Source organism: Rhodococcus sp. T9N (genome assembly GCF_024436645.1).
Lineage (GTDB): Bacteria > Actinomycetota > Actinomycetes > Mycobacteriales > Mycobacteriaceae > Rhodococcus_F > Rhodococcus_F qingshengii.
Window position 1 is genome coordinate 329,188 of record NZ_JAMSKS010000004.1, and the last position, 12,923, is coordinate 342,110.

Sequence of the window (12,923 nt, forward strand, 5' to 3'; positions counted from 1 at the left end):
CCAGCCTAGCCGCTACGCCCGCACCGATCCCAGCCGATGCGGGCGTAACTGCCGAAACCGGTCCGTCAATCCTCTTTCTTCTTGGGTTGTGGCACCGGAACCACCGCCAGCACCGCCTCCTCGACGCGCTCTCGCGCCGCGCGGGTATCGGCCTCACCGAAGTCGAGGCAGAACGCGTCGACCACCGAGGAACCCAAGGTGGCGACCTTCGCCCACCGGATGTCGGCTCCACTGTGTTCGAGTGCTGCGGCCAGTCGGCAGAGCAGGCCGACGCGGTCCTCGGTACGCAATTCGAGGATCGCCTGACCGTCACCGGGCGCGTCGAACCAGATGACCCGCGGCGGCGCCTGCGCATAGAGCACCGGAACCGCGGAATCCTTGTTGGTCTGGATCGGGTCGTCCCACTGCTCTGCCCGTGCCTCCTCGTCCTTCGCGTCGAGAAGTTCGAGCAAATTCAGTTCACCGGCCGAAGCCCGGATCAATTCCTGCCGGAGCAGCACCGCCTGCGGGGGTGTGCCGAACCTCGGCGTCACGACAAACGAGTTGACCGCCGAACCTGCATGCGACCCCACCGATGCGGAATGCACCCGCAAGGACTGCAGCGCCAGAACTCCGGCAGCCCGAGACAGCAGCCCGGGAGCGTCGGGCGCGATGACGGTCACGACGTAGGTGTGCGCATTCTCGGCCGGAACGAGCGAGACGTGAACCCCGCCCTCCTCGGCGATGGCCAATTGCTCGGGAGCGAGTGGATCGGGTTGCGGGAGCTCCTCCCCTGCCATCAGCAAACGACAACGACGCACCAGCTCGCCGATCAACGACGACTTCCAGTCGCCCCAGACACCAGGCCCGGTGGCCAGCGAATCCGCTTCCGCCAACGAATGCAGGAGATCGAGAAGGGTCCCGTCTCCCTCGAGTGCGTCGACCACTCGCTGCACCGTTGCCGGATCGTCGAGGTCGCGACGGGTGGCGGTTTCCGGCAACAGCAAGTGGTAGCGCACCATCGCCGTCAACGTCGCGACGTCGGAAGGCCAAAGTCCCAAGCGATTTCCGATCGCGGTGGCCAATTCGGCACCGACGACGCTGTGGTCTCCCCCTCGCCCCTTCCCGATGTCGTGGATCAACGCACCGAGCATGAGCAGATCCGGCCGAGCGACGCGAGTGGTGAATCCGCTTGCATACGCGGCGGTTTCGACCAGGTGCCGATCCACCGTCCACGTGTGGACGGCGTCGCGCGGCGGAAGATCGCGAATGGTCCCCCACTCCGGCAGGAGTCGACCCCAGAGCCCGGTCCGGTCCATCGCCTCGATCACCGGAACCGCACGCGATCCCGAACCCAGCACGACCAAGAGATCGTTGACTGCATTTTTCGGCCACGGTTCACGCAATTCGGGGGCATTGTCCGCCAGGCGATTGAGCGTCGACGCGGAGATCGGCATGCCGTTGGTGGCCGCCGCTGCCGCGACCCGCATCACCAGACCGGGATCCTTCTTCGGTCTCGCATCGCGCGCCAGAACTACTTCGCCGGCATGCTCGACGACACCCTCGTCCAGTGGCCGCCGCACCGGCGCGCGACGCAGCCGCGACAAACCACGCCGGGGCAAGGAGTTTCCGGCGGTACGGATACCGACGTCGACCGAATAGCTGATGGTGCGCGCCGATTCGCTGAGAAGTCGCGCCAGATCGAAGCGATCACCGATCCGTAGCGCCGCACCGATCTCGTCGGCGTCCTGTGCTCGCAGTTGGTCGCGGGCGCGACCGGCAACGCGGTGAAGTTCGGTGCGCACGTCGAGCAACCGCCTGTGCGCAAGTGCCAGACCGCCGCCGGGCGAGTTGGGTCCCAGCCCCGGCATCCCGTCGGTCAATTGCGCGATGGAAAGGGCGTTGAGCAGTTGGACGTCTCGCAGCCCGCCACGACCGCTCTTGAGATCCGGTTCGGCGCGATGGGCGATCTCGCCGCTGCGCTCCCACCTCGTACGGGTCTGGGTGATCAATTCGTCGAATCGGCTGCGGATGTCCATGCGCCACTGTCGTCGGACACCACTGATCAACAAGTTGCTCAGCTCCACGTCGCCGGCAATGTGGCGTGCTTCGAGCATTCCGAGTGCTGCCGTCATGTCGGTGGCCGCAACCTGAAGCGCCTGCGGAAGCGTCCGCACGCTGTGGTCGAGTTTGATGTGCGCGTCCCACAGCGGGTACCACAGGCTGTCCGCAACCTGGGCCACGACCGCCGGGTCCATGTCGTCGTGCAGCAGAATCAGATCGAGATCGGAATACGGCAACAGTTCGCGTCGGCCGAGACCACCCACGGCGACGATGGCAAACCCACAATCCGGTTTGATGCCCAGTTCGGTCCCCTTGGTGGTCAACCAGAATTCGTGCAGATCGACCAGTGCATGTCGCAGCGCGGGGGCGTCGAGCCTCCTGTTCTTGACGCCTCCGGTGAGTAGGGCCTTGCGTGCGCGGGCCAGGTCCGCAGCTTCGTCGGATCCCCCTGACGAGACCGGCCCTGGCCCCGTCGCTTTCGCGACGGAACCAGGGCCGAAGTTCTCGGACCCTTTCGGGTCAGAGTGCATCGCCACCGCGTTCCCCGGTGCGAACCCGGATGACCGACTCGACTGGCGAGACCCACACCTTGCCGTCACCGATCTTGCCGGTTCGAGCGGCCTCGACGATCACCTCGACCACCTTGTCCACGGCCGCGTCGTCGACGACGACCTCGACCCGGACCTTGGGTACGAAGTCCACGGAATACTCCGCACCTCGGTACACCTCGGTGTGGCCCTTCTGTCGGCCGTAGCCCTGAACTTCGCTGACGGTCATACCCAGCACTCCGGCCTGCTCGAGTCCGGTCTTGACGTCCTCGAGCGTGAACGGCTTGACGATTGCTGTGATCAGCTTCATGTGCTCATCCCTTTCCAAACTCTGAAGTGCCTGAATTCACTTTAATCACGTGCTGATCACGCGAGGTCGTATGCGGTCTCTGCGTGTTCGGTCTCGTCGATGCCGCGTGCCTCGTCCTCGGCCGAGATTCGCCAGCCCAGGGGCTTGAGTGCGAAGCCGATGATCGTCGTCAGAACGCCGGTGAAGACGAGTGCTGCGAGTGCGATCACGATCTGAACCACCAGTTGCTTGTAGTCGCCGCCGTAGAAGAGGCCGGTTGCGGTGCCGAAGAATCCGATACCGATCGTGCCCCACAGGCCGGAGACAAGGTGAACACCGACGACGTCGAGCGAGTCGTCGAAGCCGAAGCGGAACTTCAGGCCGACAGCGAGAGCGGACAGGATGCCGGCTACTGCGCCGAGGAAGATGGAACCGACCGGGTTGAGCGCACCGGCAGCAGGGGTGATGGCGACCAGACCGGCGACCGCACCGGAAGCTGCGCCGAGGCTGGTGGCGTGGCCGTCACGAATACGCTCGGTAGCGAGCCAGGCCAGGACTGCGGCACACGTCGCGGTGGTCGTGTTGACCCAGGCGAGACCGGCGTTACCGTCGGCGGCGAATGCCGAGCCGGCGTTGAAGCCGAACCAACCGAACCAGAGGAGTGCGGCGCCGAGCATCACGAAGGGCAGGTTGTGCGGACGGAAGGCGGTCTTGCCGAAGCCGAGACGCTTGCCGACGATGAGTGCGAGGACGAGACCGGCCATACCCGCGTTGATGTGAACGACTGTGCCACCGGCGAAGTCGATCGGAGCGACGTTGGCGACGGTGACTCCGTCGTCGTTGACCGTGGTGCCGAAGAGCTTTGCCGCGATGCCGTCCTCGGAGCCCGAGAGGAGTCCGCCGCCCCACACCATGTGTGCGAGCGGGAAGTAGACGACGGTGACCCAGATACCCGAGAACAGGAGCCAGGTGCCGAACTTGACCCGCTCGGCCAGGGCACCACTGATGAGGGCGGTGGTGATGATCGCGAATGTCACCTGGAACGCGATGTCGATGACGTTGGGGTAGCCCCAGGCGCCGGCGATGAAGTTGCCGTCAGCATCGGTGATGCTGTTCTTGAGGCCGAAGAACTCGAACGGGTTGGCAAAAATGCCCCCGATGTTCTCAGAGCCGTAGGACATCGACCATCCCCACAGAACGTAGATGACGCCGATGACGGCCATGGCCCCGAAGGACATCATCATCATGTTCAGGACGGACTTGGACCGAGACATCCCGCCGTAGAAGAAAGCGAGGCCGGGTGTCATCAGCAAGACCAGAGATGCAGCCATCAGCATCCATGCGGCGTTACCGGAGTTCGCCAACAAATCGTCGGTACTCACTTACTACCTCCTAGTCGCACGTGCCGGGCAGCACGTCGTTAAGGAGAAGAGTGCTGGGCTGGTGTTTCGTCCATGGCGCTGTCGCGTTTCGCAGACGTGAACCAATTGCCCAACTTTGTTGCAAACAGGTTTCGCCAGGGAGTTCTACCGACCCTGTGCGCCTTTTTGGTAGTTCGCGCTACCGAAAAGGCGCACGGGGGCGTCAGCCCAGGAGGGCGTCGACGAACGCACCCGGCTCGAACGGCGCCAGGTCGTCGGCACCTTCACCGAGGCCGACCAACTTCACCGGCACACCCAGTTCATGCTGAACCTGGAAGACGATTCCGCCCTTGGCGGTTCCGTCCAGCTTGGTCAGTACGACGCCGGTGATGTCCACGACCTCCGCGAACACTCGAGCCTGCGCCAGTCCGTTCTGGCCGACCGTCGCATCGAGAACCAGCAGAACGTCGTCGACCGAGGCCTTCTTCTCGATAACCCGCTTGACCTTGCCGAGCTCGTCCATCAGACCGGTCCTGGTGTGCAGACGGCCGGCGGTGTCGATCAGGACCACGTCGACGCCGTCCGCGATGCCCCGTGAGACCGCGTCGAAGGCAATCGCAGCGGGATCGCCACCCTCCTTGCCACGAACAACTTCAGCGCCGACACGCTCGGCCCACGTCTGGAGCTGATCGGCGGCGGCGGCGCGGAACGTGTCCGCGGCACCGAGCACGACGCGACGACCGTCGGCGACGAGCACGCGAGCCAGCTTGCCGGTGGTGGTTGTCTTGCCGGTCCCGTTGACGCCGACGACGAGCAGAACAGCCGGGTGATCATCGTGCGGCAATGCGCGGATGGAGCGGTCCAGTTCGGGACGCAGTTCGGCGATCAACACCTCGCGCAGAAGGGCGCGGGCGGCAGCCTCGGTCCGGACGCTGCGGGCCGCCATCTGCTCACGAAGCTTCGTGACGACTTTTTCCGTGGTCGCGGAGCCGAGGTCTGCGATGAGGAGGGTGTCCTCGACTTCTTCCCACGAGTCCTCGTCCAGATCGCCGCCACCGAGCAGACCCAGCAAGCTCTTGCCGACTGCTGACTGCGAGCGGGAAAGGCGCCCGCGCAATCGGTCCAGCCGACCCTCGGTCGGGTCGATCTCGTCCAGCACGCGCGGTGCAGGCTCGACTGGCGCGGGAACGACGACAGGTTCGGGAACGACAGGTTCTTCGACAACAGGTTCTGCTACCGCTGGTTCTTCTACGACCGGCTTTTCGATTACCGGCTCTTCGACAACCGGTTCCTCGGCAACAGCGGGTTCTTCGACAACCGGCTCCTCGACAACGGCCGGCTTCTCCGCAACCGGTTCTTCGACGATCGGTTTTTCGACGACAGGTTCTTCGACGACGGGCGGCTTCTCGGCGACCGGCGGTGTCGGAACCACCGGAGGTGGCGCCGTTGCCGTCGACCCCTGACTGAAGTTGAACCCGCCACCGGCCTTGTAGCCGCCTGACTTGTCCTTCTCGGGGGCGCCGAGCTCCGGCTTCGTCTCGGGCGCCTTCAGCGATACCTGCCCCTTGCGGTAGCGCAGGAATCCGGCAACGAGAACGACGAGTAGTACGGCCGCTACAGCCGCGATGATGATCCAAGCCTGGGTAGTCACCGGCCCATTGTTTCAGGCTCCGACCCGGAAAGTGAGCAGGGCTTACGTCGAGGCCATGTCTTGACCGCGAAGTCGCTGCGAAATCACGGTGGTGATGCCGTCGCCGCGCATGCTGACGCCGTACAACGCATCGGCGATTTCCATCGTCGGTTTCTGGTGAGTGATCACGATCAACTGCGACTTCTCCCGCAATTGTTCGAAGAGTCCGATCAGCCGCCGCAGGTTGGTGTCGTCCAACGCCGCCTCGACTTCGTCCATCACGTAGAACGGGGACGGGCGTGCCCGGAAGATCGCGACCAGCATGGCCACCGCGGTCAACGACTTCTCGCCGCCCGACAGCAACGACAACCGTTTGACCTTCTTACCGGGCGGACGCGCCTCGACTTCGATGCCGGTGGTGAGCATGTCCGAGGGATCGGTGAGGACCAGCCGCCCTTCTCCCCCGGGAAACAATTTCTCGAACACTCCCACGAACTCACGCTCGACGTCGGCATAGGCCTCGGTGAACACCTGCAGAATTCGTGCGTCGACGTCTGCGACCACAGCAAGAAGGTCCTTGCGTGCGGTCTTGACGTCCTCGAGCTGAGTGGAGAGGAAGGTGTACCGCTCCTCGAGAGCTGCGAATTCTTCGAGCGCCAGCGGATTGACCTTGCCGAGGGTGGCGAGGTCCTTCTCGGCCCGCTTGGCGCGCCGTTCCTGAGTCGCGCGGTCGTACGGAAGCGGAGCGGGGGCGGTGACCTGCTCCCCACGCTCCTTGGCCTGCTCGTACTCCTCGATTTCGAGAGCGGTCGGCGGCAGTTCGACCTCGGGCCCGTACTCGGCGATCAGATCGTCGAGGCCGATACCGTACTGATCGAGGATCGACTCCTCGAGTTGTTCGATGCGCAGCGCTGCCTGTGCCTTCGCTACCTCGTCGCGGTGGACGGCGTCGGTGAGCGAAGCGAGTTGTCCAGTCAGTGCTCGGACTATCTCGCGGACCTGATCCAGCTTGGCCGTGCACTCGGTGCGGGCCCGAGCCAACTCGTCGCGGTGAGCAAGAGCCGCGGCGACGACGGTCTCGAGTTCGGCCGCCACGCGCTGTCCCGACTCGGCGACGGCAGCTGCAACTTCCGCAGCGTGCGCTCTGGCGCGCAGAGCCCGCTCGGCGCGAATCCGCGCTTCTCGTTCCGCGGCGGCCGCACGCCGAAGCGAATCGGCCTTTCCGCGTACGGATTCCGCACGCTCTTCGGCGGTGCGGACGGCAAGGCGAGCATCCATTTCGACGATGCGCACTTCGGCGAGCGCTGCTGCGGCCATTTCACGATCGGCAGCGGTCGATTCCGCGCCGTGTCCCGGCGCACTGCCGTCGGTTTCGGCGACGCGCAGACGTTCCTCCAGATCCGCGAGCTTTGTCAGCGACTCACCGCGGCCCTCCTCGGCACGCACTCGCTGGGCGGTCAACCGCTCGGATTCCGCGTGGGCGACTCGTGCTGCCTGCCCCAATCTGCCCAACTGCTCGTAGATGGCGGACATGGCGGCGTCCGACTCGTTGAGCGCTGCCAAAGTTTGCTCCGCGGTCTCGCGTCGAGCGGCTTGTTCGGCCAGAGCGCCGGACAGCGCAGCGTCGAGTTCCTCGGATCGGCTCTCCGTTGCCGCCAGTTCCGCTGCTGACGCGTCGATCGCCGCCTGCACCTCGAGCGTGCTCGGTTGCCGATCCGAGCCACCGATCATCCACCCCGAACCGTGCAGATCGCCAGAACGCGTCACTGCGCGAATTCCCTTGTGGTCAGCAACAACTCGAATCGCGTCATCGAGAGTCTCGACCAGGACGACGCCATCGAGGATGGCGGTCAATCCGGCACGCAACTCGTCAGGGCAGTCGATGACGTCGACGGCCGGACGACTACCCGGCGCGATCTCGGCCTCGCGCTTGATCGCCGGTTCACCGCTCACGATCAGTGATGCACGTCCACCGTCCTGATCGGCCAGTGCTGTGACAGCGGAGCGAGCAGAGTCCAGCGACTGCGCCACGACGGCGTCCGCCGCCGGCCCCATCGCGGCAGCGATCGCGGCCTCGTAGCCGGGTTCGACGTGAATCAATCCGACCAGCGAGGTGATGCCGTCGTCGCCGCGGTGTTCGAGCAGCCAGCCGCCACCGTCCTTGCGCTGCAAACCCATCGACAGTGCCTCGATGCGCGCCCGGAGCGAAGCGATGCGTTGCCCGCTCGTTTTTTCTTCCTCACGAAGCTCTTCGACGCGCGCGTCGATCATCTCGAGAGCCTCGATGGCGCGTTCGTGATTGGTATCGAGGCCGACTTCACCGGCGTCGAGGTCCCCGATGCTTTCTTGCACCGTGTCGAACTCGGCCTGTGCGGCATCGCCACGCAGACGAGCCTCGTCGATCGCCTCGGTCAGCCGAGACACTTCCGCGTCGACGGATTCGACGCGGGTACGCAGAGTGTCGACCTGACCGGAGAGTCGAGCAAGACCTTCACGGCGGTCGGCGACGGCACGAACTTCCGCCATGTGCGCCCGTTCCGCTTCTGCTGCAGCATCTTCGGTGGCTGCGAGCTGGTCCCGAGCAGCGTCCGACGCCGCTCGCGCGATTTCGACGCCTTCGAGGAGTTCGGCCTCCTCGGCAGCAAGACGTTCGGCGCGCGCCTCCATCTCGTCCGGGTCCTGGCCGCGGTTGCCGACGGGTTCGGAGTCGAGATGACGCGCACGCTCGCGGGCGATGCGCACGGTGGCGTTGACGCGTTCGGCAAGCGCGGAAAGCTGGAACCAACTCTGCGCAGCCGCTTCCGATCCCGGAGTCAGACGAGCGAGAGCTTGCTCCTGGCGCCCGAGTTCGAGGTTGGCCTCGTCGAGCGCAGCCGCCACCTGGTTGTGCTGTTCACGGGCCGCTTTCTCGTCCTGCGCCTGGTCGTTCAACTGGTTTCGACGGGTCACCAGATCGTCAGCGGCCAGACGCATCTTTGCATCACGCAGGTCAGCCTGGACCGTCTGTGCTCGCCGAGCGACCTCGGCTTGGCGTCCCAGCGGTTTGAGTTGCCGACGCAGTTCCGCGGTGAGGTCACTGAGGCGAGCGAGATTGGCCTGCATGGAATCGAGTTTGCGCACCGCTTTTTCCTTGCGGCGGCGATGTTTGAGGACTCCCGCGGCTTCTTCGATGAAGGCGCGTCGATCTTCGGGACGGGATTCGAGGATCGCGGCGAGCCGTCCCTGCCCGACGATGACATGCATTTCGCGGCCGATGCCGGAGTCGCTGAGCAGTTCCTGGACGTCCATCAGACGGCAGGACGAGCCGTTGATCTCGTACTCCCCCGCACCGTCGCGGAACATCCGGCGCGTGATCGACACCTCGGAGTACTCGATCGGGAGCGCCCCGTCGGCGTTGTCGATGGTCAAGGTCACCTCGGCGCGGCCCAGCGGCGCGCGGCCGGAGGTGCCGGCAAAGATGACATCTTCCATCTTGCCGCCGCGCAGGGCCTTGGCGCCCTGCTCGCCCATCACCCAGGTCAACGCATCGACGACGTTGGATTTACCCGAGCCGTTCGGGCCGACCACACAGGTAATTCCCGGCTCGAACCGAAGAGTCGTTGCCGACGCAAAGGATTTGAATCCCTTGAGTGTCAGACTCTTGAGGTGCATGGGGGGAAACTTTACCGCCAAACCGGTCAGCGTTCGACGAACCCTGTCAGGTCGCCCCTGGCGGTGTCCCAGCTGTCGACCACGAGATCCACCGTGCCCGGGGTAGTGCCGGAGCGCAGCATCTCCACCAATCGCTCGAGCTGCGTGCGTTGGCCTTCCGCCACGACGAGCACTCGACCGTCACGCTGATTGGACGCATATCCGATCAATCCGAGTTCGAGAGCGCGGGCCCTGGTCCACCACCGGAACCCGACGCCTTGAACGTATCCGTGAACCCACGCCGTCAACCGCACGGGCGCTGCTTCAGCCATGACGCTCAGCCCGCCACACGTTCGAGACGGTGAACGTCACCCAGGAATCCGGTGGTGTAGAGCGCGTTGGGATCCCAGCCCGGTCCGGCGCCGAACTTGACCGCAGATGTGAACGGCAGACCCGAGGCGATCTCACACGAAGATCCCGAATCAGGATCGACGCGAACAACTTTGCCGCCTGCATTGAATGCGACGTACAACGCGCCGTCCGGTCCGACGGTCAGATCGTCCGCCATGTTTGCCGGACCGACCCCGGGGAGCGTGATCGTTCGCACCGGCCCGCCCAGATCGTTTGCGTCGAGGATGTGGACGGCGGTGACCATGTCGAAGGTCGTGCTCACGTAGATCGTCGAACCGGAGCGTGCGAGGCCGTCGACGGTGCCGAGGTCTTCACGAACGATCGAACTGCTTCCGTCACTGTTGACGACCGTGAGCCCCGGCCTGGTGAGTGTGCGGGCAGTGAGGAAACGGTTATCGTCCAGCTGCACAAGCCCGTTCGGCATCACCAGACCGTCGGCGATCGTTGTCACCGACCCGTCTGCGACGTCGACCTTGCGGAGGCTGCCGTCGGCGATTCCGAACAGTCCCGAGACAGTCGAGTTGCCCGTGGTGAAGTACACGGATCCCTCACGCGCGACCAGACCGCCAGGTCCGGTGACGTCACCGACCAAAGTTGTCCGTGTTCCGTCCGGCGCCACTTTCAGCAGTGCACCCGGCCCGATCAGAGCCGACTGCGACAACACCATCGATCCGTTGCCGTCGAATTCGAGGTTCTCGAGCAGTCCGGCACCAGTCGTCACGACGCTCGACGTCCATGTGCCGCAACTACCGGCCGAGCCGTCGGCCGGGACCGAGGCCTGTGCCGGAGCACTCAGCGCCACAACGGAACCCAGTGCGATCGCAGCGACAACGCTGCCGGCGCGGAACATCAGGCTTCCGTGTCGAACGACAGAGTGACCTTGGTTCCGGCCTTGAGGGTGCGCCCGACCGTGCATACCTTGTCCACGGAACGCTCGACGAGAGTGATGAGGCGCTGCTGTGCCTCGGCATCCAACTCGCTGAGATCGAGCTCGAGGACCTCGTCGAGCTGCGGGTAGACTTCGTTTTCACGATCGGCGGCTCCGGACACTCGGACCGTCGCGTCGTAGTTGTCACCGAGCCGGCGCGAGATCGGGAAGTCGGAGCTCATCCCCGTGCATGCGGCCAGTGCAATTTTGAGGAGTTCGCCGGGCGTGAAGACTCCTGGCACCGATTCGGAGCCGATGAGAACCTCTGCGCCGCGCGAACTCTTGCCGGTGTAGAGGCGGGTTCCGGTTCGTTCGACCCAAAGCTCCGTGTGAGCCGGGGCGGTTGCAGTGGTGTCGGGAGTCTGTTCAGCCATGACGCAATCTTGCCACTCCGCCGAACCGAAGGAGCGGGAGACCTAGGCGATTCGCCGTGCCCTCGGGGTCGGCTGGCACCGCGGGCAACTGAACGACGATCGATTCATGAACTTCTCACGCTTGATCGGCGCGCCGCATCGCGGGCACGGGAGATTTTCCTGCCCGTACGCCGACAGCGACCGGTCGAAGTAGCCCGATTCCCCGTTGACGTTCACGTACAGCGCGTCGAAGGACGTACCGCCCTGATCGAGCGCTTCACCCATCACCGAGTGTGCCGCGGTCAACAGTTCTCGAAGTTTGGGCCTGGTAAGCGTTTCGGCGATACGGTTGCCGTGAATCTTGGCGCGCCACAATGATTCGTCGGCGTAGATGTTTCCGATTCCGGAGACCACCGTCTGGTCGAGAATCGCGCGCTTGATCTCGGTGTGCTTGCCCCGCAGGACTTTCACGACGGATTCGAGATCGAACGCCGCATCCATGGGATCGCGAGCGATGTGCGCCACCGACTCGGGCAGCATCGTTCCGTCGACCTCGACGAGGGGTGAAATCGACCAGCCACCGAAGGTCCGCTGATCGACGAATCGAAGATCGGCCCCGGAATCGAGGGCCAACCGAATGCGTAGGTGCTTTTCCCAGTCGACTGTCGGGGGTTGGACCAGCATCTGTCCGCTCATCCCGAGATGAACCACCAGTCCGACACCGGCAGGCTCGAGAACCAGCCACAGGTACTTGCCGCGACGCTCTGCCGAAGCGATGGTCTGCCCGGTGAGTTGGCCGATCAAGTCCTCGGAACCGAGAATGTGGCGCCTGATCGCGCGGGGATGGAGTACCTCGACGGCCTCGATCGCCGCACCTACAGCATGGGACTGTAGGCCGCGGCGAACGACTTCGACTTCGGGAAGCTCAGGCAAGAGTGAACTCAGCCGGCAAGATCAGGCGTGTCGTCAGCAGCGACTGCGGTAGCAGCGGCATTCTCCGACATCGTCTTCCATGCCGAACTTGCTGCCTTCTGCTCGGCTTCCTTCTTGGAACGACCGACACCGACACCCAAGGGTTTGCCACTGATGAGAACGGTGGCCGTGAATTCCTTGTCGTGATCGGGTCCGGTGGCGGTGATCTCGTAAACGGGAACTCCGGCACCGTGTTCTGCGGTCAGTTCCTGCAGACTCGTCTTCCAATCCAGACCCGCGCCCAGAAGCGGTGCGCGAGTGAGTAGATCGTCGAACAGATCGAGGACGACGCGTCGCGCAGTCTCGATGCCGTGCTGCAGGTGGATGGCGCCGAGAATCGACTCCATACCGTCGGCGAGAATGGACGGCTTGTCACGGCCGCCCGTCATTTCCTCGCCCTTACCCAGCAGCAGGTGTGCTCCGAGTCCACCTTCACCCAGAGTCCTGGCAACCTCGGCGAGTGCATGCATGTTGACCACGCTGGCACGGATCTTCGCCAGATCACCTTCGGATTTGTCCGGGTGGGACAGGTAGAGATTTTCGGTCACCGTGACGCCGAGAACGGAATCCCCGAGGAACTCGAGGCGCTCGTTCGTGGGCAGTCCGCCGTTCTCGTACGCGTACGAGCGGTGCGTGAGAGCCAGGGTCAGAAGACCGGGCTCTATATCTACGCCGACAGCGGCGAGGAGCTTGTCGTGATTGCCCTCGCCGCCGGCGGCTGAAACTGTATTTTCGCTCGTCATAGTCTTTCTCCGGGG

Annotated in this window: 10 protein-coding genes; all 10 read right to left on the bottom strand. The window is 64.5% G+C overall.

Annotated features, from left to right (window positions below; all coding sequences use genetic code 11):
* Nucleotides 1-65: 65 nt before the first annotated feature.
* Nucleotides 66-2,573, bottom strand: a complete 2,508-nt coding sequence (locus tag M1L53_RS10260; protein ID WP_054187792.1) for a [protein-PII] uridylyltransferase — start codon at nucleotides 2,571-2,573, stop codon at nucleotides 66-68.
* Nucleotides 2,563-2,901: a P-II family nitrogen regulator gene (locus tag M1L53_RS10265; RefSeq protein WP_003942772.1), complete on the bottom strand. Its 339-nt coding sequence runs from the start codon at nucleotides 2,899-2,901 to the stop codon at nucleotides 2,563-2,565. Before M1L53_RS10265 ends, M1L53_RS10260 begins: the two co-directional genes overlap by 11 nt.
* A gap of 56 nt (nucleotides 2,902-2,957) precedes the next feature.
* Nucleotides 2,958-4,217, bottom strand: a complete 1,260-nt coding sequence (locus M1L53_RS10270; RefSeq protein ID WP_051649690.1) for an ammonium transporter — start codon at nucleotides 4,215-4,217, stop codon at nucleotides 2,958-2,960.
* 247 nt (nucleotides 4,218-4,464) lie between these two features.
* Complete coding sequence (gene ftsY / locus M1L53_RS10275; protein WP_261949219.1) at nucleotides 4,465-5,892, bottom strand: signal recognition particle-docking protein FtsY; 1,428 nt, start codon at nucleotides 5,890-5,892, stop codon at nucleotides 4,465-4,467.
* 42 nt (nucleotides 5,893-5,934) lie between these two features.
* Complete coding sequence (gene smc, locus M1L53_RS10280; protein ID WP_054187762.1) at nucleotides 5,935-9,522, bottom strand: chromosome segregation protein SMC; 3,588 nt, start codon at nucleotides 9,520-9,522, stop codon at nucleotides 5,935-5,937.
* 26 nt (nucleotides 9,523-9,548) lie between these two features.
* The gene (locus tag M1L53_RS10285; RefSeq protein ID WP_054187763.1) at nucleotides 9,549-9,833 is read right to left on the bottom strand and encodes an acylphosphatase; all 285 of its coding nucleotides are present in this window, start codon (nucleotides 9,831-9,833) and stop codon (nucleotides 9,549-9,551) included.
* Between the two features lie 5 nt (nucleotides 9,834-9,838).
* Nucleotides 9,839-10,762: an SMP-30/gluconolactonase/LRE family protein gene (locus M1L53_RS10290; protein WP_054187764.1), complete on the bottom strand. Its 924-nt coding sequence runs from the start codon at nucleotides 10,760-10,762 to the stop codon at nucleotides 9,839-9,841.
* A complete protein-coding gene (locus M1L53_RS10295) occupies nucleotides 10,762-11,214 on the bottom strand; it encodes an OsmC family protein (RefSeq protein ID WP_003942740.1) in 453 nt (150 codons plus the stop codon). The genes M1L53_RS10290 and M1L53_RS10295 overlap by 1 nt, the downstream gene beginning before the upstream one ends.
* Before the next feature lie 42 nt (nucleotides 11,215-11,256).
* Nucleotides 11,257-12,126: a bifunctional DNA-formamidopyrimidine glycosylase/DNA-(apurinic or apyrimidinic site) lyase gene (gene mutM / locus M1L53_RS10300; protein WP_003942752.1), complete on the bottom strand. Its 870-nt coding sequence runs from the start codon at nucleotides 12,124-12,126 to the stop codon at nucleotides 11,257-11,259.
* An 8-nt stretch (nucleotides 12,127-12,134) separates the two neighbouring features.
* Complete coding sequence (gene rnc / locus M1L53_RS10305) at nucleotides 12,135-12,908, bottom strand: ribonuclease III (protein ID WP_003942759.1); 774 nt, start codon at nucleotides 12,906-12,908, stop codon at nucleotides 12,135-12,137.
* Nucleotides 12,909-12,923 lie beyond the last annotated feature (15 nt).

What these genes read in the sequence shown, in the direction of transcription:
- M1L53_RS10260 (WP_054187792.1), bottom strand. Translation starts at nt 2,573, where the DNA reads ATGCACTCTGACCCGAAAGGGTCCGAGAACTTCGGCCCTGGTTCCGTC.
- M1L53_RS10265 (WP_003942772.1), bottom strand. Translation starts at nt 2,901, where the DNA reads ATGAAGCTGATCACAGCAATCGTCAAGCCGTTCACGCTCGAGGACGTC.
- M1L53_RS10270 (WP_051649690.1), bottom strand. Translation starts at nt 4,217, where the DNA reads ATGCTGATGGCTGCATCTCTGGTCTTGCTGATGACACCCGGCCTCGCT.
- smc (WP_054187762.1), bottom strand. Translation starts at nt 9,522, where the DNA reads ATGCACCTCAAGAGTCTGACACTCAAGGGATTCAAATCCTTTGCGTCG.
- M1L53_RS10285 (WP_054187763.1), bottom strand. Translation starts at nt 9,833, where the DNA reads ATGGCTGAAGCAGCGCCCGTGCGGTTGACGGCGTGGGTTCACGGATAC.
- M1L53_RS10290 (WP_054187764.1), bottom strand. Translation starts at nt 10,762, where the DNA reads ATGTTCCGCGCCGGCAGCGTTGTCGCTGCGATCGCACTGGGTTCCGTT.
- M1L53_RS10295 (WP_003942740.1), bottom strand. Translation starts at nt 11,214, where the DNA reads ATGGCTGAACAGACTCCCGACACCACTGCAACCGCCCCGGCTCACACG.
- rnc (WP_003942759.1), bottom strand. Translation starts at nt 12,908, where the DNA reads ATGACGAGCGAAAATACAGTTTCAGCCGCCGGCGGCGAGGGCAATCAC.